Source organism: Chitinophaga sp. (assembly GCF_017745275.1).
In the GTDB taxonomy this organism is placed as follows: domain Bacteria; phylum Bacteroidota; class Bacteroidia; order Chitinophagales; family Chitinophagaceae; genus Chitinophaga.
Genome location: NZ_JAGHZS010000001.1, coordinates 732,926 through 754,461 on the forward strand (window position 1 = coordinate 732,926; position 21,536 = coordinate 754,461).

The following is a 21,536-nucleotide window of genomic DNA, read 5'->3' on the forward strand; positions in this document are numbered from 1 at the left end:
GTACTTTCATGATATGGCATGTCATGAAACCGTTACCTGTCCGCGCTGCCAGCGTACCTTTGAATGCCGTGTAGGCACCATTCTACGCTGTCAATGCCAGGACATTAGCTTATCGGAGGAAGAACGACACTTCATCCAACAGCAATATAGTGGTTGTCTTTGTATTGATTGTTTACGTGAGCTGAAATCCGGCTTTCCGGGGCCACCTGCTCCTTTGAAGAAGGAGCATAAATAGCTTTTAGCCATTAGTTCTTAGAAAAAATGCAGCGGAGAACATGTAATATGTTAATCTCCGCTGCATTTTTTTCTAAAAGCTAATAGCTAATGGCTAAAAGCTACAACATTATACGATTTCTACCAGCTCCAGGTCAAACACCAGATCTTCACCAGCCAAAGCGTGGTTAGCATCCAGGGTAATGAACTCGTCGCCAATAGCAGCTACTTTCACCTGAAATACCTGGCCCTGAGGATTGCTCATCTGCAATTCCATGCCTACTTCCGGATTCAGATCAGCCGGGATATTCGCTTTAGGAAAATCCATGATCATTTCATCGCTCTTAGGACCATATGCCTGATCAACAGGGATATGAATGGTCTTCTTATCGCCAACTTTCATGTCCAGCACACCATTCTCAAATCCTTTGATAACCATACCGGCACCTACCTTGAATTCGAGTGGAGGTCTGCCCTCTGATGAATCAAAGGTAGTTCCATTCGTTAAACGGCCATGGTAATGCACCTTCACTGTATCCCCGTTTTTAACAGCTTGCATAAAAATTAATTGTTTAGTGTTAATAATTACGCGCAAGATACAAAAAGCTGCTATAATCCGCGTTTTTTGATGCAGCCAATAAAGCTTTGCTGTATCTTAACGGTATGAACCGTATATTACTTGTTTGCATCCTCCTGGTAGGATGCTTTATGGAAACCTCCGCACAATACGCGGATCTCGTACTGCCAGGTGCCACACAAACCAGCCGCTATCTGCCATTGCTGAAAAATAAACGGGTAGCTATGATGGTGAATCAAACCGCTACTATCGGGAAAACCCACCTGGTAGATTCCCTACTGAAGCTCCATGTAAAAATCCAAAAGATCTTCAGCCCGGAACATGGCTTCAGGGGCAATGCCGGCCACGGCGAAACAGTCGCCAACAGCATCGATTCTGCCACTGGTATTCCCATTGTGTCGCTCTACGGCAAACACCGCAAAGCCACCGCTGCAGACCTGAAAGATGTGGATATCCTCCTCTTCGATATACAGGATGTGGGTACCCGCTTCTTTACTTACATCTCCTCCCTGCAGGAACTCATGGAATCTGCTGCTGAAAACAATAAAACCCTCGTGATCCTGGACCGTCCAAACCCTAATGGAGATTATGTTGACGGTCCCATCCTCGATACCGCTTTTCGCTCTTTTATCGGCATGCAGCCTATTCCCATTGTGCATGGCATGACAGTAGGTGAATATGCCCGCATGCTCAACGGAGAACACTGGCTCAGCAAAGGTGTACAATGCAACATTAAAGTGATTCCCTGCGAAAACTACAGCCATCAAACGTTTTACCGCGTTCCCATTAAACCCTCTCCCAACTTGCCTAACATGGCCGCTATCAACCTGTATTCTTCGCTCTGCTTTTTTGAAGGAACAGTACTCAGCCTGGGACGCGGCACCGACAAACCTTTCCAGGTATACGGCTCTCCGCTGTTTCCTAAACAAGGCTTCTCTTTTACACCCCGCGCCAGCGCTATCAATCCTACACCGGTACTTAAAGATCAGCTCTGCTATGGCTACGACCTGAGTAATGCACCGGAAACGGTTCCTCACAAAGGCCGCAGAATTGAATTGAAATGGCTGATAGATGCGTACAAAATATTCCCGGACAAAGACAAATTTTTCATTCCCTTCTTCTCTAAAGTAGCCGGCAATACACAGCTGCAACAACAAATTGTAAAAGGGGTTTCGGAAGAAGATATCCGCAAAAGCTGGGAGCCCGGCTTAGCGAAGTTTAAAGTAATACGGGCGAAGTACCTGTTGTATTAGCATTTAGCCATTGGCTTTTAGCTTTTAGCAAAATGCAGCGGAGATTAACATATAACATGTTCTTCGCTGCATTTTGCTAAAAGCTTTATTTTTGCCCTCTATGAGTAAAGACCTCCGTATAATTTTTATGGGTACGCCCGATTTCGCAGTGGCATCCCTGGATATATTAGTGCAACACGGCTTTAATATTGTTGCGGTGATCACAGCACCTGATAAGCCCGCGGGACGTGGATTACAGCTACAGGAAAGCGCCGTGAAACAATATGCCGTGAGCAAAGGACTACCGGTATTACAACCGGAAAAGCTGAAGAACCCTGATTTCATTGCCACTTTAAAGGAGTTGAAAGCAGATCTGCAGGTAGTAGTGGCATTTCGTATGTTGCCGGAAATAGTATGGAATATGCCACCGGAAGGCACTATTAATGTACATGCGTCGCTGTTGCCTCATTACCGCGGTGCAGCGCCTATTAACTGGGCCATCATCAACGGTGAAAAAGTATCTGGTGTAACTACCTTTAAGCTGCAGCACGAAATTGATACCGGAGATATCCTGTTCAGCGACAAAGTTGCCATCCGGGAAGATGAAACTGCCGGCGAATTACATGATGCACTCATGCACACCGGCGCCCAATTGCTGCTAAAAACAGTACAAGCCATTGCCGCCGGTAATGCCGTGGGAACGCCACAAGCCAACATCCCCGCCGCCGATATTAAACATGCGCCTAAAATATTCAAGGAAACCTGCCAGATCAACTGGCAACAACCATTGGATAAGATCTATAACCATGTGAGGGGATTAAGCCCGTATCCGGCCGCCTGGACCGTTTTTCAGGGCAAAAATCTGAAGATATACAAAGCTCACAAAGAACTGACCACCCCTTCCAAAGCACCGGGAGAATTTGATACCGATCAAAAAACCTATGTAAAAATTGCTGCTGCTGACGGGTATTTATACCTCGATGAAATACAACTGGAAGGCAAGAAGAAAATGGATATTGAAGCATTCTTACGGGGATATCGCTTTCAATAAGCAGAAAGCAAAAAGCAGAAAGCAAAAAGCTATAAAAGCGAATGACCTGAGCGTATGAGTTTAAATACTCGCTCAGGTCATTCGCTTTTATAGCTTTTTGCTTTCTGCTTTCCGCTTTCTGCTTTCCTTAGTTCTCATAACTCAACTCGCAATAGAAGCGGGTTTCATTATTACCAAGGGCTTGCATGGCACTGTCGCTCAGCTTAATGATGAGGCCCGCATTGGCTTTCATCTGCGGAATAACATCCAGTACTTTAGCATATACCGCCTTACCATTTAATGGGTTGGTTACTTTAATGATGGTGCCACGGGGTGCAGTATTATGCAGCGCATAATATTTTCCTACGGCATTGCTCTTAAACCAGGTACCAGGGCCTTTTTCAGAAGTGGTCTTTTTACCGTTATTGGTTTGTTCGGCATACAGTTGCTCAAAATCAGCGCTGCTGTTAGCGGCGGCTGGTCTTGCAGGAGGAGGAGTGGGTGTAGCCACTGTTTCTACCGGTTGTTCTACAACAGGTGCTGCTTTTTCCTTCTCTTTCTTTACTGTTTCCTTTACAGGAGCAGGTGCCGGGGCTGGCGCTGGTGTAACGGCTGTTTCTACAGGCTCCGCTACCGTTGCTGCTTTCTCTTTTACCTTTTCCACTTTAGGCGCTGCTTCCGCGGCTGCACCACCTGCTTTGATAAAGCCGATGATCACATAACTATCTTTCTTCAGTCCATCGCCGGAAAAGTTGTTCCATTGGCGGATGTTATCCAGTGGCACTTTGTTATAGTTCACGCTTACCCGGTACAAAGTTTCCTTATCGGTTACTTTATGATATACCGGCTTACCGGTAGCATCAGCTTTTTGTGAAAAGTTAGCTGCGGTTAACGGGATATGCAAATTATGTCCCAGTTGCAATCCCTGCTCCATGGATACTTTATTGGCAGCAGCTATTTCTTTTGGCGGTATACCATATGCACGGCTGAGGCTATAAAAATTTTCTCCTTTCTTAACAACATGGGATATGTAAAGGGCGGGGGAAGTACCTTGTACCTGCAGCGTGTCCTGCGCCTGCACCGCTCCTGCACTAAAACCAAACAAGACGATTGATAGAATCGATTTTACCATACTAACTCTGTTTATGATTGATGATCTGCCTGCTGCCCCGGATATTTCTGCTCTCGTATGTAGTACCCAACGACAACCTAATTATACCATTGCAGCACCAAAAAATCTGTTTTTTTTATTTGCTATTTCGGGCAACGAATATATGTGTTAAAATTGACAATTTTATTTAATAAACCAAACGAAAAATTCTGCCTTTTGTTGTGGTGAGCTGCGGGGATCGTTCTCGTCAAATACTCACGGCAAACACCTGTTGGCATTGCATTTCAAGTTGGCCATTATGGGAGATAAATAGCGATACCTTATTTTTTTACAATCCTGTAATTTCTTTCAGAATGCGTAACTCTTTCGGGTAGTAATTATTCATGCGGTTAGGTAAAAATTTTGCCCAGCCAAGATTCATTCCTTCATACCGTACCAGCGCCCAGCCTCTTACTGCCGTAGTCACACCGGGATCTTCTTTACGCAGGTATTGTAATGCCTGCTGCAGGTTAAGGTCTACCGCCGGTATCTGGTCAGCTACCAGCAAACTCGCCGCCAGCTGATGATCAGGAATTAATTCTTTCTGTCCGGGTTGCCCCGCTTTAACACCCGCCTTGCGAATATACAATTGTTGCTGCAACAATGGCATTTCAGCAGCTAATAAAGGCGGTAATATCAATACTTCGTCCTGGTGCAGGAGATATTCATAGCTGGCCGGCACGTTTAACCAGGGCATCATTACCTCACGTTGCCGCGCTGTTAAAGCGACTTTCTTCGGCTCCTTTTCTTTGCCTTTATTACGCACTGACTCCCCGCTACGCTTGCGGAAACAGGCAATAAAAAAGCCTTCCCCTTTCAACCTGTCGGGATAAAAACGATAACCAGTGCAGTTTCGTTTAGTCGTTACCGTTGGTACAATTCCCCATTGTTCTTCCAACGGAATGGAGATATTCTCCAGCTCAAAATGATCAGCCAGCCAATCCAGTATGGCCTCATCTTCTTCAGCAGAAAAAGAGCAGGTAGAATAAATCACTACGCCGCCCTCTTTTACAGCAGGCAACACATCTGCCAGGATACGCTGCTGCCGCTGGCTGCAAAGCGTTACATTTTCCAGCGACCATTCCGATACCAACTCCGGATCACGGCGGAACAAACCCGAACCGGAACAAGGCGCATCTACTACTACCAGGTCGAAGTAACCCGGCAGCCTGGAAAAATCACGCGGATCGTTATTCGTCACCACCACGTTGGCGGCGCCCCACTTAGTAAGATTATCCGCCAGCAAAGCCGCACGCGCTTTAATCACCTCATTGGCCACCAGTAAACTATCAGGGCTGATCACCGATTGCAGTAAGGTAGACTTGCCCCCTGGCGCCGCACACAAATCCAACACCTTCAAAGCGGCCGATACATCTACGGTAGCACGCACCGCCTGCTCCAGGAACATTGAAGATGCTTCCTGTACATAATACGCACCCGCATGAAAAAATGGATCGAATGTAAAAGATGGCCGGGCTGGTAAATAGTATCCCTCACTACTCCACGGTACTTTATTCAGCCCCGCGGCAGACAGGGATTGCAACACCTGCTGCGCTTTCTCCGGTGACGTAATTTTATTGGGATTTAACCGCAGGGATGTAATTTTTTCTGCGGCAGCATGAACACGTTCAAATGTTTCCCGGTTATAACCCGGAAGTCCTGCTAATGAATCAAGCAGCGCTACTGGTAAATGACTGGACAAAGGAAATTTTTCCGCAAAAATAATATTTTCTCCGGCAAAGCAGCACAGGGCAAAGCAGCAAAAGAGAATAAGAAATTCATAGCTCCTTTGCGGGAAAACTATACCTCCTTAACGGCAGTCAGCAGGTCCTGCAGTACTTTCTTGGCATCACCAAACAGCATGGAGGTTTTAGGTTGAAAGAACAAGTCGTTTTCTATACCGGCATATCCCGGTTTCATGCTACGTTTATTCACAATCACCACTTTCGCATTTTCCACTTCCAGTATAGGCATCCCATAAATAGGGCTGGCGGGATCATTTTTGGCAGCGGGGTTTACCACGTCATTGGCGCCGAGGATCAGGACCGCATCTGTTGTGGAAAACTCTGCATTGGCATCTTCCATTTCCAACAATTTCTCATAAGGTACATCTGCCTCTGCCAGCAACACGTTCATATGCCCCGGCATACGACCCGCCACCGGGTGAATGGCATATTTCACTTCTACCCCTTTTTCCTCCAACATTTTTTCCAGTTCATGACACACATGCTGGGCCTGCGCTACCGCCAATCCATAGCCCGGCACAATGATCACTTTATTGGCATAGGCCATTACCACCGCCGCATCGCTTAAACTGATTTCTTTATAGCTACCCTGCTCTTTTCCGCCAGCAGCCGCTACTGCACCACCACCACCAAAGGAACCAATCAGCACATTCTTCAAAGAACGATTCATGGCTTTGCACATCAGGATCGTCAGAATTGTACCCGCGGAACCAACAAGGATACCACCGGTGAGCATCACCGGGTTACTATATAAGAATCCGCCACAGGCCGCCGCCACACCCGTAAAGGAGTTAAGTAAAGAAATCACTACCGGCATATCTGCCCCACCAATGGGAAGCACAAATAATACACCGTAGAACAATGCCAGCAGGAAAATAATGTAAAAAACGAGGATACCGGTACCGGGCGATACGGCAAATATCATTAACAACCAGGCGGACAATCCTACGAGCAACGCCAGCACGCCTAAATTCAGCAGATGTTGTCCTTTGAAAGAAAAATCCTTCACTTTACCCGCCAGCTTGCCCCATGCAATGATGCTGCCCGCGCAGGACACTGCACCAATCACCAGGCTGAGTAGTATTACCAGTACAGTACCCCGTGATGCTGATGATTCCAGCAGTTGCAACACCAGGTGATCATCAGAAACGGGCGCATATAAATTACGGATCAGCGCATGAATATGATTAAATTCTACGATGGAAATTAATGCGGCGCAAGCGCCTCCCATGCCATTGAACATACTCACCATTTCCGGCATGGCGGTCATCTTTACTTTTTTAGCAGATAACACTCCAATCACGCCTCCAATCAGCAATCCTGAGAATATCCAACCATAATTATGCAGTGGTGCATCATTTACCCGGTAAAGAAAGATAGTACCCACAATCGCCAGCGACATTCCACCAGCCGCTATCAGATTGCCTTTACGGGCAGTATCCGGCTTGCTTAACATCTTTAGTCCGAGGATAAAAGTAACAGAGCCAATCAGGTAAATAATTGATAAAATGCTGGATCCCATATTGAGTAGCTTTTAGCTTTTTAGCTTTTAGCCGTTAGCTATTAGCTATTAATAAACGCACGTAAGGTTAATCTTCGCTGCATTTTCTAATAGCTAATAGCTAACGGCTAAAAGCTAAAAACTGGTTCATTTCCTTTTACCTTTAAACATCTCCAGCATGCGGTCTGTTACCACAAAGCCGCCCACTACGTTGATGGTACCCAGTATTACCGCCAGGAAGCCGATGATCAACGCCACATAATTATCCGGCTCTGCTTTCCCCATCACAATAATGGCACCTATGATCACCACCCCGTGGATGGCGTTGGCACCACTCATCAGCGGCGTATGCAGTACAGACGGTACTCTTGAAATAACTTCCACCCCCAGGAAAATGGAGAGAATAACAATGTAGATCAGGTCGATATGCTGGTGAAGAAAAGCAAAAATATATTCCATGTTGAACAGGTATTTACAATCCTAACGAGGGCCGTTAAGCCGGCTGCATCATGCTTTTCACACGATCATTCACAATTTCTCTGTTATGTGTGATACAGGCACCACGTACAATATCATCTTCAAAATCCAGGTGCAGAGCGCCTTCCCGGGTAAGGATCAGCTTCAGAAAGTTAAATACATTCTTTGCATATAACTTGCTGGCATCAGCTGGCATGGTAGCTGGCAGGTTGGAATCACCGATAATGGTAACGCCGTTATAATGCACCGTTTCATTGTTCTTTGTCTGACTGGTATTACCGCCGGTAGCTGCTGCCAGATCTACGATCACGGAGCCGACACGCATACGGTCCAGCATTTCATTGCTGACCAGTATCGGCGCTGTTTTGCCCGGAATTTGCGCCGTAGTAATCACAATATCTGCTTTGGCTATACTTTCCGCAATCCGTTGTTGTTGTTTTTGTTTGTAGTCGTCTGTTTGTTCTACTGCATAGCCACCGGCTGCAGAAGCATCCGCTGCGCCTTCTACTTCCACAAATTTTGCCCCCAGGCTCATCACCTCTTCTTTCACGGCAGGACGGGTGTCGAACACTTCTACCACTGCCCCTAAACGACGGGCCGTAGCGATAGCCTGCAGGCCGGCTACACCTGCACCCAGTATCAGTACTTTCGCCGGCGCAATGCTGCCGGCTGCGGTCATTAACATAGGGAAATAACGCCCATAGCTATACGCTGCCAGCAATACCGCTTTGTAACCGGCAATATTGGCCTGGGAACTAAGCACATCCATGGCCTGTGCACGGGTAGTGCGGGGAATAGTATCTAAACTGAAAGAAGTAATGTTGCGGGAAGCCCAGTATTCCACTTCGCTTACACGATAGAGTGGTTGTAAAATACCTACTATGATTTTACCGGCTGGTACCTGGTCTGCCAGCTCCCGGGAAGGAGGCTGCAGGGTAAAAATGATGTCTGCGCCGGAAAGAATGTCTGCTGCAGTTTTAATCAATGCTCCCGCCTGCATATAGGCGTCGTCGTTATAGCTGGCATTGTTGCCGGCTCCCTGCTCCACCCACACGGTCACCGACATTTGCTGCAGTTGCTTTACTACTTCAGGGACAAGAGACACCCTGGTTTCGCCGTTTTTTTCTTTTAAAATTCCTGCAATCATCTGGTGGAAATTTATAATGGAATTTAAAGAAAAAACGCCAACAACGAACTATTTTCCGGAATTAATTTTTAGTGAGAGAAGCGGCAAAAGTGGCTGCATTTTGCAACAAAGCCGGGATAGCTACGCCCCGCATGTAATTTCCCTGGATAGATATACCCGGATATTGTTTTTCAAAATTGTCAACAGCACCGCGCAATTTCGCGTGCCCTACATTCAACTGCGGAATAGCTTTGGGCCAGGTACTAAATCGCTGCATCACCGGAGGAGCCGTTAAATGCAGTATCTCCGTAATTTCTTTGATCACCTGTTGTTGCCATACTTCAGGACTCAGTTGATCAAACAACTGTTCCTGCCTGGCACCACCCAGGAATACGGTAAACAATATTTTTCCTGCCGGTGCCTTCTCCGGGAAAATAGCAGAATTGCAGATGGCTCCCAGGAAGTGTTTATTTTCTGCATGTGGCACCAAAAAGCCGAAACCTTCCAACGGCTGTGGCAGCGCCGCAACATCAAACCCCAGGTGTAATACGCCCATGCGGGGATAAGGCACTTCCCGCAAAAGCGCGGCAGTAGTAGTATCGAGAGAGCTGATGATATCAGCGGTACGGTAGGCAGGCGTTGTAATCACTACTTTTGCGGCTGTAAAGCTGGCAGATACGCCGTTTTCCACCGCGTTGACCAGATAGCCGTTATTAGAAGAGCTGATGGCGGTAATGGCGCAATTAAAACGTACCGGTGTGGTCAGCAACTGTGTCAAACGATTCGTGAGTACCTGGTTGCCTCCCTTGAAACTGATAATTTTCCGGCCTCCCATGGCGGTTTTATTCTTCATCAGTCCTTTGGTAACGCTGCCATATTCCTGCTCCCAGCGCGGTAATGCAGGTAATACCTCGCCAATGCTCATGCGGTCAGGATGACCTGCATAAATACCAGATAATACCGGATCAAATACATAATCCGCAATTTCTTTATTAAATCTTCTGCTTACAAAATCAGTCACACTCTCCTCTCCCTCAACAGGTGCTGCTTTCCGGAAACGCTCCGTAAACAGGCGCCATTTGCTGCCACGACTCAGATAATCCGAAGCCATGATTTTAAAAGGATGAGGAGAAACACCATGTAGTTGATTGTTTCTAACGAGGAACCGATGTTTACTGGCGGCACTGGCTTCCAGGATATCCCCATCCAGCCCCAGTTCCCTGAAGAATGTCAATACTTCGGGAGTAGCAGCAATGGTATTGGCGCCGGCATCCAGCTCAAATCCATTTTCCCTGAAAGAATGCATTACACCACCCGAATGATCTGCTGCTTCCAGTACCAGGTATGGTACCTGCAACTTTTGCAATTCATATGCAATACTCAGCCCGGCGATACCGGCGCCAATGATCAAAACGGGTTGTTCAGACATATGGAAAGATTAAACTACTTGTTCTTTGGCAATGATTTCCGTACAATATTTTACTACCGCTTTCACCCACATCGGATGTATATTCAGACAGGGTATCATGGTAAACGTTTCACCTCCGCTGCTCAGGAACGAATGCTTTCCTTCTACAGCAATCTCCTCCAATGTTTCCAGGCAGTCGGATACGAAAGCCGGACATACAATCAGCAGCTTCTTCTTTCCCTCTGCAGGCAATGTTTCCAGCAACCCGGCCGTATAAGGCTTCAGCCACTCTTCACGCCCCAGCCGCGACTGGAAAGAGATACCCCATTTTTCACGGGGTAATCCCAACTGCTCCGCTACCAGCTCAGTGGTAACCGTGATCTGGTGACGATAACAGAAAGGTGACGCGGCTGATTTCACATGACAACAATCAGCCACTTTCATACAATGCGCCCCGGTAGGATCTGCTTTACGCATATGCCTTTCCGGTAATCCATGGTAACTGAATAATACGTAATCATACTCCTGCTGGAGATATGGACGCATACTTTCACTCAATGCATTGATATATTCCGGCTCATCATAAAATGGCGGAACAGTAGATAACTTAAATTTATATTTCTTCTTACGGTAAATTTCCTGCGCATACTCCACTGCGGTTTCATAAGAAGACATCGCATAATGTGGATACAATGGCAACAACACCACTTCCTTCAAATCAGGATTTTGCTTCAACAGGTTGTTAAAAGCTACTTCGGGGCTGGGATTTCCATAACGCATGGCTATTTCCACCGGTATCTCCATATCGTTCTGCACTGCCATCTGTAACTGCTTCGTCAATGCTACCAGGGGAGAACCTTCTTCCCACCAGATAGATGCATAGGCCTTCGCAGACTGTTCCGCGCGTTTCGGTACAATGATACCCTCTATCAATATCTTACGGAATAACCACGGATAGTCGATGACACGCTTGTCCATCAAAAACTCTATCAGATAACGTTTTACATCCGGTACAGCCGTAGAATCAGGCGATCCAAGGTTCATCAATACTATTCCAACATCAGATTTAGCTACCATTTCCTTTTATAAATTGTGGCAAAGCTAAGGAAAAAGCAGAAAGCATAAAGCATAAAGCAAAAAGCTATTGAAGCGGAGAATGAAGCGGATGACGCTTTCCAAACCCGCTCTGATCTTCGCTTCAATAGCTTTTTGCTTTATGCTTTATGCTTTCTGCGCTTTACAGTTCCTTGTCATCCTATTGTAAAGAATAAAAACTGATAAAAATCATTTTTTCGTCGTACTGATTACCAGTAGTAGAAATGACACACTAATGACAGCCTAAACCCATTTGTTTGGAACGTATGAAAGTACTTTTGCATCCGGAAGCTTATATAAGAACATGCAGGTCAGTCATTCAAAAGAAATAGCAAATTTTCATATCGTTGGCATCAACTATAAGAAAACAGACGCTGCTATCAGGGGATTATACGCCATCAATCCGGCACAGTATCAACAACTCCTGGAGCATGCCAGGACGGTGCAACTAGACGATCTCTTTGTACTATCCACTTGTAACAGAACAGAAGTATACGGATTTGCTGCGAATCCCGGGCAGCTGATAGACTTGCTATGCAGGGAATCTAACGGCGATAGAAGCCAGCTCGAAGAATTAGCTTATATCAAATCAGGAGAAGAAGCCGTAAGGCATTTATACCAGGTGGGCACCGGCCTTGATTCCCAGATCCTCGGCGATTATGAAATCATCGGCCAGATACGTAACGCTACCAAATTCGCTAAAGCACAGCAATGCCTCGGCAGCTTCCTCGAAAGATTGGTGAACAGTGTATTACAGGTTTCCAAACTCATTAAAACAGAAACAGGACTCAGCAAAGGCACTGTATCCGTGGCTTTCGCCACCGTAAGGATGCTGGAACGCATTTGCCCTGATATAAAAGATAAAAAAATTGTGTTGTTAGGTGTGGGCAAAATAGGCCGTAATACCTGCAAAAACATGATTGAATACCTGGGAGTAAAAGAAATCACCCTCATTAACCGCACCATGCAGGTAGCAGCAGATTTCGCCGATCAACACGGATTGAAATATGCACCCTACGAAAACATGGTCAGTGAAATGCAGGCGGCAGACGTAATACTGGTGGCCTCCAATGCACCACATCCAACGGTATTAACACATCACCTGCACCAGACTTCTCCCAAACTCATCGTAGACCTTTCTATTCCATTTAACGTGGAAGCGGCCGTAGGTGACCTGCCGCATATCACCCTCGTAAATGTGGATGAACTGTCGAAAGTACAGGATGAAACCCTGCAAAACAGGCTCGGCGAGGTTCCTAAGGCCATTGCCATCATTGATGAACACATGGAGGAATTCCTCTACTGGTATAAAATGCGCAAGCACGCGGTAGTATTGAAAGCAGTAAAAGATAAACTGCATGAAATACATACCCGCGAAATACAACAGCAGAAAAACGGAGGCCACTACAACATAGAAGATATCGAACTGGTATCCTCCCGCATCATACAGAAAATGATTAATCTCATGGCAGGTAAAGTACGCAAGGAAACTGATAAAAGTGACCAGTACATTGCTATGATCAACGATATTTTTGAGACCGGTGTTAACCAGGAATAAACCAATGGATAAAGTTATCAGGATAGGCACAAGAGAAAGTCAGCTGGCCTTATGGCAGGCACACCAGGTAAATGATTTGCTTACCGCACAAGGTTACCGCACAGAACTGGTGCCCATTAAAAGCGAAGGTGATATTGACCTGGTTACTCCCCTATACGAAATAGGCGTACAAGGTATCTTCACCAAAAGCCTGGACCTCGCTCTGCTCAATAACCGCATCGACGTTGCCGTTCACTCCTTCAAAGATGTTCCCACACAATTACCACAGCAAATTGTACACGGTGCCATCCTCAAACGTGGCCCCGTAAAAGATTTGCTCGTATATAAAAACAATACTGATTTCCTGGAACAGGCAAACTATATCGCTAACATTGCCACCAGCAGTGTACGCCGCAAAGCGCAATGGCTCCGGAAATATCCGCAACACCAGTTGCACAACCTCCGCGGTAACGTGAACACCCGCCTGCAAAAACTGGCGAATGAAAACTGGGATGGCGCCATCTTCGCTGTAGCCGGGCTGGAAAGGATTAATGTACGTCCTGCTAATTCCATTGACCTCGACTGGATGTTGCCAGCTCCTGCACAAGGCGCTGTAGTAGCCGTTTGCCGGGAAGACGATACTTTCTGCCGCGAGGCCTGCGCCGCATTTAACGACGCACCTACCGCACTCGCCACACATATTGAACGCGAATTTTTACGTACCCTGATGGGCGGTTGCACCACGCCTATCAGCGCTTACGCTTACATAAAAGACAACACCATACATTTCAGCGGTGAGCTCTGCAGCCTCGATGGCAGCAGCTTTTTCAGCACTTCCAGAGAAGTACCCCTCGATCAGGCACAACACCTGGGACAGGCGGCAGCAGAGGAAATCATGGCGCAGGGCGGCGCCGAAATTGTAGCACAGATCAGAAATGTCAAATGATAAATACCGCATATTATGCACCAGGCCACTGGCTGCCAGCTCCATTGCTGTAGCGGAAGAGGGTGGTTTGCTCATTGATGTTAAAGACTTTATACAAATAAAACCTTTATACAATGAAGCGCTGATAGGTGAACATAATATCATGCAGGTATTTGCACAAGACACCGTGCAGGTTTTCACCAGCGCTAATGCGGTTAAAATCCTCGCTGATGACTACTTCCACCAGGGCAGTACTTACTTTGTCATTAACAACATGAAAATTTGCTGCATTGCCGGCAACACCCGGAAACTGGTGGAAGAAAAATTTCACCCGTACCAAATACTGGCGGAAGCCAGCTATGGCAAAGACCTGGCAAACGCTATTATTCAACGGGGCGATATTGAGGCAGTAAATTTCTTCTGCGGCAGTCAACGCAGAAATGAATTACCTGACATGCTCAAAGCTGCAAACATCGCTGTTACCGAATATGTGATCTACGAAAATATCCCCACCCCCGAGGTGACTGTGCAAGATTACGACGGCGTGTTTTTTTTCAGCCCAAGCGCAGTTAAAAGTTATTTTTCTGCGAACACCTTATCTCCAGGCACAGTGTGCTTTGCGATAGGTCGTACCACGGCTGCTGCTCTACAAGAGCATACCGACAACAAGATTATTATGAGCACCAGCACTTATGAAGAAAGCATGGTGCAAACAGCTATATTTTATTTTAACAACATTAACTGCTACGAATGAGCGCATTGAAGAACGACTTATTGCTGAAGGCCCTTAAAGGTGAAACCGTTTCCCGCACGCCTGTATGGATGATGCGTCAGGCTGGTCGCTATCTCCCGGATTATATTAAACTGCGTGATAAATATTCCTTTTTTGAACGCTGCGAAAACCCGGAACTGGCCACAGAAATAACCGTGATGCCGGTAGACCAGGTAGGAGTAGATGCCGCCATTATTTTTTCTGATATCCTCGTTGTACCGCAAGCCATGGGCATGGAAGTACAGCTGGTGGAAAAAGTAGGCCCCCTGCTCCCTGCTCCCATTAAATCTGCACAAGACCTGCAGCGTTTATGCGTTCCCGATGTACAGGAAAGATTACACTACGTATTTGATGCCCTGAAGCTCACCAAAAAAACACTGGATGGCCGTGTGCCCCTGATTGGCTTTGGTGGCGCTCCCTGGACCCTCCTCTGCTACATGGTACAGGGTAAAGGCTCCAAAACATTTGATGAAGCAAAAGCATTCTGCTACCAGCAACCAGCCGTAGCACACCAGCTGCTGCAGATGATTACCGATACCACTATTGCCTACCTGAAAGCACAGGTAGCCGCAGGCGCCGATACCGTACAGGTATTCGACTCCTGGGGTGGATTGCTCAGTCCGCAGGATTTCGAAGTATTCTCTTTACAATATATCCGCCAGATCGTAGCCGCCATGAAAGATGTGTGCCCTACCATTGTATTCGCCAAAGGTGCCTGGTTTGCGCTTGAAGACATGGCTGCCACCGGCGCTCATGGCCTGGGCATCGACTGGTGTATTAAACCGCATTTAGCGCGTCAGTTTGCCGGCGAAAACATCACCCTGCAGGGCAACTTCGATCCGGCTAAATTGCTGGCTCCCATCCCTGAAATTGAAAAGGCCGTGAAAGAGATGTTGAAAGGGTTTGGCAGACAACGTTACATCGCCAACCTCGGACATGGTATCTTACCAAATGTACCGGTAGATCACGCCAAAGCATTTGTGGAAACAGTTAAAGCACACGGATAAATACCATGAGCATTAAAAACGAATTCATCACCTTTATCCACGGCCTGCAGGATCAAATCTGCACCGCCCTGGAAAATGCGGATGGGAAAGCTACCTTCCGGGAAGACCTCTGGGAACGCCCCGGTGGCGGTGGTGGCAAATCACGCGTGATTGCCAACGGTAACGTATTTGAAAAAGGCGGTGTCAGCACCTCTATCGTGCATGGTGATTTGCCCGAAGTAATGGCACAACAGTTTGGCGTTACCAACAGCAAATTTATGGCCTGCGGTATCTCCCTGGTGATCCACCCGGTGAACCCTTTTGTGCCTACCGTACATGCTAACTTCCGCTATTTCGAATTATACGAACAGGATGGAACACTGAAAGACAGCTGGTTTGGTGGCGGCGCTGACCTTACCCCTTACTACCTGGAAGAAAAGGATGGCATCCATTTTCACCAGACCTTCAAAAATGCCTGCGATCCTTTCGGTACAGACCTCTATCCAAAATATAAAAAACACTGCGATGAATATTTTGTGAATAAACATCGCGATAACGAAGCCCGTGGCATAGGCGGTATCTTTTACGACTACCTTCGCCCCGATGCCAATACCACTGCGGAAGAAAGACTGGCCTTCTCCAAAGCCAATGGAAACGCTTTCCTGGACGCCTATCTGCCTATCGTGGAAAAGAACAAACACCTGCCTTATACCGAAGCACACAGAAGCTGGCAGGCGTATAGACGTGGCCGTTACGTAGAGTTCAATCTTATCCACGACAGAGGTACCCTGTTTGGCTTAAAAACCAATGGCCGTACAGAATCAATCCTGATGAGCCTGCCACCGGTAGCCCGCTGGGAATATGATTTCCATACAATACCTGGCAGCCCGGAAGCACAACTACAGGAATTCCTGAAACCACGCGACTGGATTAAGCCCACTATATAAAAACTATAAAATTTTTATAAAGATGATCAGAAGAAACAGAATCTTAAGAGTATCTCCCGCCATTCGCGCAATGGTAGCGGAAACAATAGTAAGGCCCAGCGATTTTATTGCACCACTATTCATTACCGAAGGAGAAAATGTGAAGGAAGAGATCAGCTCTATGCCAGGTTATTTCAGGTATTCTCTGGACCTTACCATTAAGGAAGCCAAAGAACTCTGGAGCCTGGGTATAAAAAGTGTGTTGCTGTTTGTAAAAGCACCGGACAGTGTAAAAGATAACAAAGGAACGGAAGCCGTTAATCCGGATGGATTAATGCAACGCGCCATCCGTGGCATCAAAAATGCCATTCCTGATATGGTAGTGATGACTGACGTGGCCCTGGATCCTTACTCTTCCTACGGTCACGATGGCATTGTGGAAGGTACTGAAATTGTGAACGATCGTACCGTGGAAGTACTGGCACGCATGAGCCTCAGCCATGCGCAGGCCGGCGCTGACTTTGTAGCGCCCAGCGATATGATGGACGGCCGTATTCTCGCCATCCGTAACATCCTGGAAGAAAATGGTTTCGATAAAACCGGTATCATGGCTTACAGCGCCAAATATGCATCCTGCTTCTATGGTCCTTTCCGTGATGCGCTGGATTCAGCTCCTGGATTCGGCGATAAAAAAACATACCAGATGGACTACGCCAATTCCCGCGAAGCCATCAAGGAAACACTGATGGACATTGAAGAAGGCGCCGATATCGTGATGGTAAAACCTGCAATGGCTTACCTGGATATCATGCGCATCATTAAAGATCGTACTACCGTTCCCGTTAGTGCCTACCATGTGAGCGGAGAATATGCGATGATTAAAGCAGCAGCAGAAAGAGGCTGGCTCGATGAAAACAAAGCCATCCTGGAAACAATGACCAGCATGAAACGCGCAGGTGCAGACCTGATTGCCACCTACTTCGCAAAGGACGTGGTACGACTGCTGAATGCATAATTTCCTATCTTGCATAAAATAATAAACCACCAACAGATGTACAGCAAAAGTGAAATGTTATTCGGGAAAGCAAAGCAGGTAATTCCCGGCGGTGTTAACTCTCCCGTAAGGGCATTTAAAAGTGTAGGCGGCACACCCATCTTTATGGAACGCGCAAAGGGCGCCTACATGTACGATGTAGATGGCAACACTTATATCGATTATATCAATTCCTGGGGCCCTATGATCCTTGGCCATGCTTATGAGCCGGTTGTTAAAGCCATCCAGGAATATGCTACCTACTCTACCTCTTTTGGTGCACCCACTGAACTGGAAATTAAGATCGCTGAGCTGATTGTATCCATGGTGCCTAATATTGACATGGTGCGTATGGTGAACTCCGGTACAGAAGCTTGTATGACAGCCCTCAGACTGGCAAGAGGCTATACCGGCCGTAACAAATTCATCAAATTTGAAGGCTGCTACCATGGTCACGCAGATGCGTTCCTCGTAAGCGCCGGCAGCGGCGTAGCTACGCTGGGTATTCAATCTGTTCCCGGTGTAACCGCTACCGTAGCCGAAGATACCCTCACTGCCCCTTACAACAATTTACCTGCAGTAGAACAACTGGTAGCTGAACAAGGCGCTGAAATCGCCGCCATTATTATAGAACCGGTAGCAGGCAACATGGGGTGCATTCTGCCGCAACCAGGCTTTCTGGAAGGACTGCGCAAGATCTGCGATGCAAACAATATCCTCCTCATATTTGACGAAGTAATGACCGGCTTCAGGCTGGCTCGTGGTGGTGCACAGGAATTACTGGGCATCAAAGCCGACCTCGTCACCTTCGGAAAAATTATTGGTGCCGGTATGCCAGTAGGCGCTGTAGCAGGGCCGAAAGCTATCATGGAAAACCTGGCCCCTGCCGGTAAAGTATACCAGGCGGGCACCCTGAGTGGTAACCCGATTGCCATGATTGCCGGATACACCTTGTTGCAAACGCTCAACAATAATCCTGTTATCTATCAGCAACTCGAAGAAAAAGCCAGCTACCTGGTAAATGGATTAAAAGAAGCCTTTGGCGCCGCAGGCATTGTACACAGCATTAACCACATAGGATCTATGCTGAGTGCACATTTCACGGAATATCCTATCGTGGATTTCTCCGCTGCTTCTGCCGCCAATAATGAGTTATTCAAACGCTTCTTCCACGCCATGCTGGAACGTGGAGTATACCTGCCACCTTCTGCTTTTGAAAGCTGGTTCATGTGTAATGCACTCACCACCGAAGATCTCGACAAAACCATCGCCGCAGCTAAATCAGCTATGCAGGCTATCAAATAGTTAACAATTCAATCCTGTGCTGAGTGGAAAAGGCTGTCTCATCTGTTGAGACAGCCTTTTATTATTTTCCCGAAAGAATTAAAGGGCACATTGCCATTCGCTATATTCTGTATAATCCTGACTTCTGGTACCATCAGGCCACTCATAATGGTACGTACACTTATATCTTCCCGGTGATCCCCCTACCCACTGTGATGCTGTATATTCTTTTGAACCTAGCGTGCAAACACCATTGATACATTTTTTGGAAGGACCGGTACAGGTTACGCATGGACAGGTACCGTTCTGATTGGCGTATGCCTGCGCATAAGCCTGTGCCTGCGCATTTGCATCTGCCACAGATATTGTTGATGAAAAAGCACCTGCCGGCAAATTCACCAATACCGAGCCTCCCGGCTGTACACTACAGTTATTCCTTGTATAGTTCTGATTAATAGCGGCACTCAAAAACCTGGTGCCACAAATAGGTTCATATTGATCAAAAACAGACCATAAACCAACGGTAGGGTTATCACTTGCAAACTTGCTCTTATAGGCACAAATGGTTAGAACATTTGGTTGAAAGGCCATATACATCTGCCGGATAGTTATACCTGATACATTATCCCATGGCTCTGCAGCATTTGACCCGTCTGCCAGGTCATGATACATCCCGGACGGTATCCATTTAGCTCCAAAAAAGTATTTCTCTCCCTCAATTAATGTCGATAAGGAATACAATTGACCTACAGTATTGCCTGCAAAAGGATCAGTTGCTTTCATAAAGCCTGCAGGATATCTGCGCAGGGCAAAATTAGTTCCGATGTATTGCGCCCATGACTCAGCCAATGCCATTACACCCGCATCTGTTCCGGTGCCGGAGCCATATGGATTTGAGCTTGCCGGCTGGGTCACGATCTCGGCGTTTATTAAAGTCAGATACCAGGAACTACCCACCTGATTAAACTGCGACGCATGACCAAGCTCATGAAACAGCGTTTGTGATAATTGTGAACTATAATAAGATGGTTCCGCATCACTGCCAACGTTGATAATCATGTCTGGGATAAGTACATTCATATAGCCAAGCAAGCTGGGAAACTGGGTAGCCAGATTAACGTTGCCGCCCCACATGCCATTTAATACTTTTTCTACGACACCTGTACCAAAATTAACATGCCCAAACAATGGCGTGCTCATATTTCCAAATGCACTACCACCGCTTCTCCACACAGCATAACATACCATATGGCCAGGCGCTGCCGGAATATTTTCCTGTGCGCAATACTGGTCATGATATGAATAAGCGTTCAGGATTTGCGACCAATAACGTTGTTTGGTATGCCCGTAAAAGTCAAAATTTTTGTTGTCGCGCATCGCACAACTACCCACCCCTCCGTAAATATAATTAGGACCAATCAGGAAGTCCTTCAGAATCGCCAACACACTGCCAACGGTGGTACTGGTGGTAGTGAGCGGCTTCAAATCCACCCGGTAATTACTGAACATGACCCCCATTATGGTACCAAAACTAAATCTGTAGGGGATTTCATAATACCCATTATCGTCTGTTTCCGTAGACACAGGAATGCCAAAAACAAGTGCCCACACTCTTGCACGCCTTACCGGCTCCATGGTGTTACGTTCCGTGTCCTGGTAACGCACCTGGCCATGCGGCTTTTTAAACAAACAGATGCCCAATAACTGCGGACTGAAACCCGCTTCCCGCATTGCCATACTAACAACGCCACTATCGCTGTCGGGGACATACAAAATGGTATCCAGCGCCTGATACTGCAAACTGGTAAAGGTGGGTAGCTTGTTTAATAATGTATCCCCTACCGGAGTGATCCCATATAACTTGCCATCCCGCAATTGCTGAATATTAGCTTCTGTCAGTGAGGAATCACCATATACCGCACCATTACCAAATGGAAAATCCATCATTTTTGAGCCGCTGCTGTTTTCAAAATACTTAAGCTGCTCAGGCGTCATATTGGTAGGATCTATGCGATAATAAACATATTGGGAATACACCGTAAGATCAAACGTAGCGCGGGCATTTCCACTTTTGGGACCTTCCGCCTTCAGTTTAGCCATCACCTTTTTCATATTACTAAGGGAAAAAGGATTGGTTCTGGGCACCAATTGTACCTGGGCCGGGGGGCTAACACTACCTGCTGCATTTTCGCGTTTACAATGCCAGGCAAATAAAACAAAACAGGCTACCAGTACTAACTGGATACTAACAATAAATTTTTTCATCAAAACAGGGATTAATATTGGTTAAGGATTCGGGTTAAAATGCAGTCTGGAAAAGAATAATGGGGTTAAGGTTAAGAATAGTCAATCTCCACAAACAATAGCTACAAGTTAAAAAAGTATTTCAATATAATGATAACTTCTTTTCCACATTTTTTTACTGGAAAGGTTTATCAACAGGTATCAGGAAAAATAATCTCATTACCGGTTATCCAAAAATATTTCCTTTACAATAAACTAACGGACAAATAAATTTA

Annotated in this window: 19 protein-coding genes; 10 read left to right on the forward strand and 9 right to left on the reverse strand. The window is 46.5% G+C overall.

All coding sequences use genetic code 11. The features are described from left to right. Positions 1 to 13: 13 nt before the first annotated feature. Positions 14 to 235: a cysteine-rich CWC family protein gene (locus J7623_RS02810; RefSeq protein ID WP_291916934.1), complete on the forward strand. Its 222-nt coding sequence runs from the start codon at positions 14 to 16 to the stop codon at positions 233 to 235. Between the two features lie 108 nt (positions 236 to 343). Here J7623_RS02810 and J7623_RS02815 read toward each other — a convergent pair whose 3' ends face one another. Next, entirely contained in the window at positions 344 to 772 is a 429-nt protein-coding gene (locus J7623_RS02815) for a peptidylprolyl isomerase (protein WP_291916936.1), read from the reverse strand. A 104-nt stretch (positions 773 to 876) separates the two neighbouring features. Here J7623_RS02815 and J7623_RS02820 point away from each other — a divergent pair, with 104 nt between their 5' ends. After that, positions 877 to 2,043 carry an exo-beta-N-acetylmuramidase NamZ domain-containing protein gene (locus J7623_RS02820; RefSeq protein WP_291916937.1) on the forward strand — a complete coding sequence of 389 codons (1,167 nt, stop codon included), beginning with the start codon at positions 877 to 879 and terminating at the stop codon, positions 2,041 to 2,043. 100 nt (positions 2,044 to 2,143) lie between these two features. Next, positions 2,144 to 3,073, forward strand: a complete 930-nt coding sequence (gene fmt, locus J7623_RS02825) for a methionyl-tRNA formyltransferase (RefSeq protein ID WP_291916941.1) — start codon at positions 2,144 to 2,146, stop codon at positions 3,071 to 3,073. Positions 3,074 to 3,200: 127 nt separating this feature from the next. Here fmt and J7623_RS02830 read toward each other — a convergent pair whose 3' ends face one another. The 7 genes from J7623_RS02830 to hemH all read right to left on the reverse strand — a co-directional run bounded on the left by J7623_RS02830 (position 3,201) and on the right by hemH (position 11,536). Beyond that, entirely contained in the window at positions 3,201 to 4,184 is a 984-nt protein-coding gene (locus J7623_RS02830) for a LysM peptidoglycan-binding domain-containing protein (RefSeq protein ID WP_291916943.1), read from the reverse strand. A 307-nt stretch (positions 4,185 to 4,491) separates the two neighbouring features. After that, positions 4,492 to 5,904, reverse strand: coding sequence for an RNA methyltransferase (locus J7623_RS02835; RefSeq protein ID WP_291916944.1), 1,413 nt, complete (start codon positions 5,902 to 5,904; stop codon positions 4,492 to 4,494). Positions 5,905 to 6,002: 98 nt separating this feature from the next. Continuing rightward, positions 6,003 to 7,469 carry an NAD(P)(+) transhydrogenase (Re/Si-specific) subunit beta gene (locus J7623_RS02840; protein WP_291916946.1) on the reverse strand — a complete coding sequence of 489 codons (1,467 nt, stop codon included), beginning with the start codon at positions 7,467 to 7,469 and terminating at the stop codon, positions 6,003 to 6,005. A gap of 126 nt (positions 7,470 to 7,595) precedes the next feature. Then, positions 7,596 to 7,907 carry an NAD(P) transhydrogenase subunit alpha gene (locus tag J7623_RS02845; RefSeq protein ID WP_291916948.1) on the reverse strand — a complete coding sequence of 104 codons (312 nt, stop codon included), beginning with the start codon at positions 7,905 to 7,907 and terminating at the stop codon, positions 7,596 to 7,598. 34 nt (positions 7,908 to 7,941) lie between these two features. Next, entirely contained in the window at positions 7,942 to 9,072 is a 1,131-nt protein-coding gene (locus J7623_RS02850; RefSeq protein ID WP_291916950.1) for a Re/Si-specific NAD(P)(+) transhydrogenase subunit alpha, read from the reverse strand. A gap of 61 nt (positions 9,073 to 9,133) precedes the next feature. Continuing rightward, positions 9,134 to 10,480 (reverse strand): protoporphyrinogen oxidase, encoded by a 1,347-nt coding sequence (gene hemG, locus J7623_RS02855; RefSeq protein ID WP_291916952.1) that lies wholly within the window; start codon positions 10,478 to 10,480, stop codon positions 9,134 to 9,136. Between the two features lie 9 nt (positions 10,481 to 10,489). After that, positions 10,490 to 11,536, reverse strand: coding sequence for a ferrochelatase (hemH, locus tag J7623_RS02860; protein WP_291916954.1), 1,047 nt, complete (start codon positions 11,534 to 11,536; stop codon positions 10,490 to 10,492). Between the two features lie 322 nt (positions 11,537 to 11,858). On the opposite strand from hemH, the gene hemA reads away from it, so the two are divergent. The 7 genes from hemA to hemL are packed head-to-tail and all read left to right on the forward strand — an operon-like array spanning position 11,859 to position 19,038. Continuing rightward, positions 11,859 to 13,112: a glutamyl-tRNA reductase gene (hemA, locus tag J7623_RS02865; protein ID WP_291916956.1), complete on the forward strand. Its 1,254-nt coding sequence runs from the start codon at positions 11,859 to 11,861 to the stop codon at positions 13,110 to 13,112. Positions 13,113 to 13,116: 4 nt separating this feature from the next. After that, positions 13,117 to 14,037 (forward strand): hydroxymethylbilane synthase, encoded by a 921-nt coding sequence (gene hemC / locus J7623_RS02870; protein ID WP_291916958.1) that lies wholly within the window; start codon positions 13,117 to 13,119, stop codon positions 14,035 to 14,037. Beyond that, the gene (locus J7623_RS02875) at positions 14,027 to 14,770 is read left to right on the forward strand and encodes a uroporphyrinogen-III synthase (protein ID WP_291916959.1); all 744 of its coding nucleotides are present in this window, start codon (positions 14,027 to 14,029) and stop codon (positions 14,768 to 14,770) included. Before hemC ends, J7623_RS02875 begins: the two co-directional genes overlap by 11 nt. Beyond that, positions 14,767 to 15,795 (forward strand): uroporphyrinogen decarboxylase, encoded by a 1,029-nt coding sequence (hemE, locus tag J7623_RS02880; RefSeq protein WP_291916960.1) that lies wholly within the window; start codon positions 14,767 to 14,769, stop codon positions 15,793 to 15,795. The genes J7623_RS02875 and hemE overlap by 4 nt, the downstream gene beginning before the upstream one ends. A gap of 5 nt (positions 15,796 to 15,800) precedes the next feature. Beyond that, entirely contained in the window at positions 15,801 to 16,721 is a 921-nt protein-coding gene (hemF, locus tag J7623_RS02885; RefSeq protein WP_291916962.1) for an oxygen-dependent coproporphyrinogen oxidase, read from the forward strand. A gap of 16 nt (positions 16,722 to 16,737) precedes the next feature. Next, entirely contained in the window at positions 16,738 to 17,715 is a 978-nt protein-coding gene (gene hemB, locus J7623_RS02890; RefSeq protein ID WP_366838374.1) for a porphobilinogen synthase, read from the forward strand. A gap of 36 nt (positions 17,716 to 17,751) precedes the next feature. After that, positions 17,752 to 19,038, forward strand: a complete 1,287-nt coding sequence (gene hemL / locus J7623_RS02895; protein WP_291916965.1) for a glutamate-1-semialdehyde 2,1-aminomutase — start codon at positions 17,752 to 17,754, stop codon at positions 19,036 to 19,038. A 78-nt stretch (positions 19,039 to 19,116) separates the two neighbouring features. Here hemL and J7623_RS02900 read toward each other — a convergent pair whose 3' ends face one another. Continuing rightward, a complete protein-coding gene (locus J7623_RS02900) occupies positions 19,117 to 21,282 on the reverse strand; it encodes a DUF5977 domain-containing protein (protein ID WP_291916967.1) in 2,166 nt (721 codons plus the stop codon). Positions 21,283 to 21,536 lie beyond the last annotated feature (254 nt).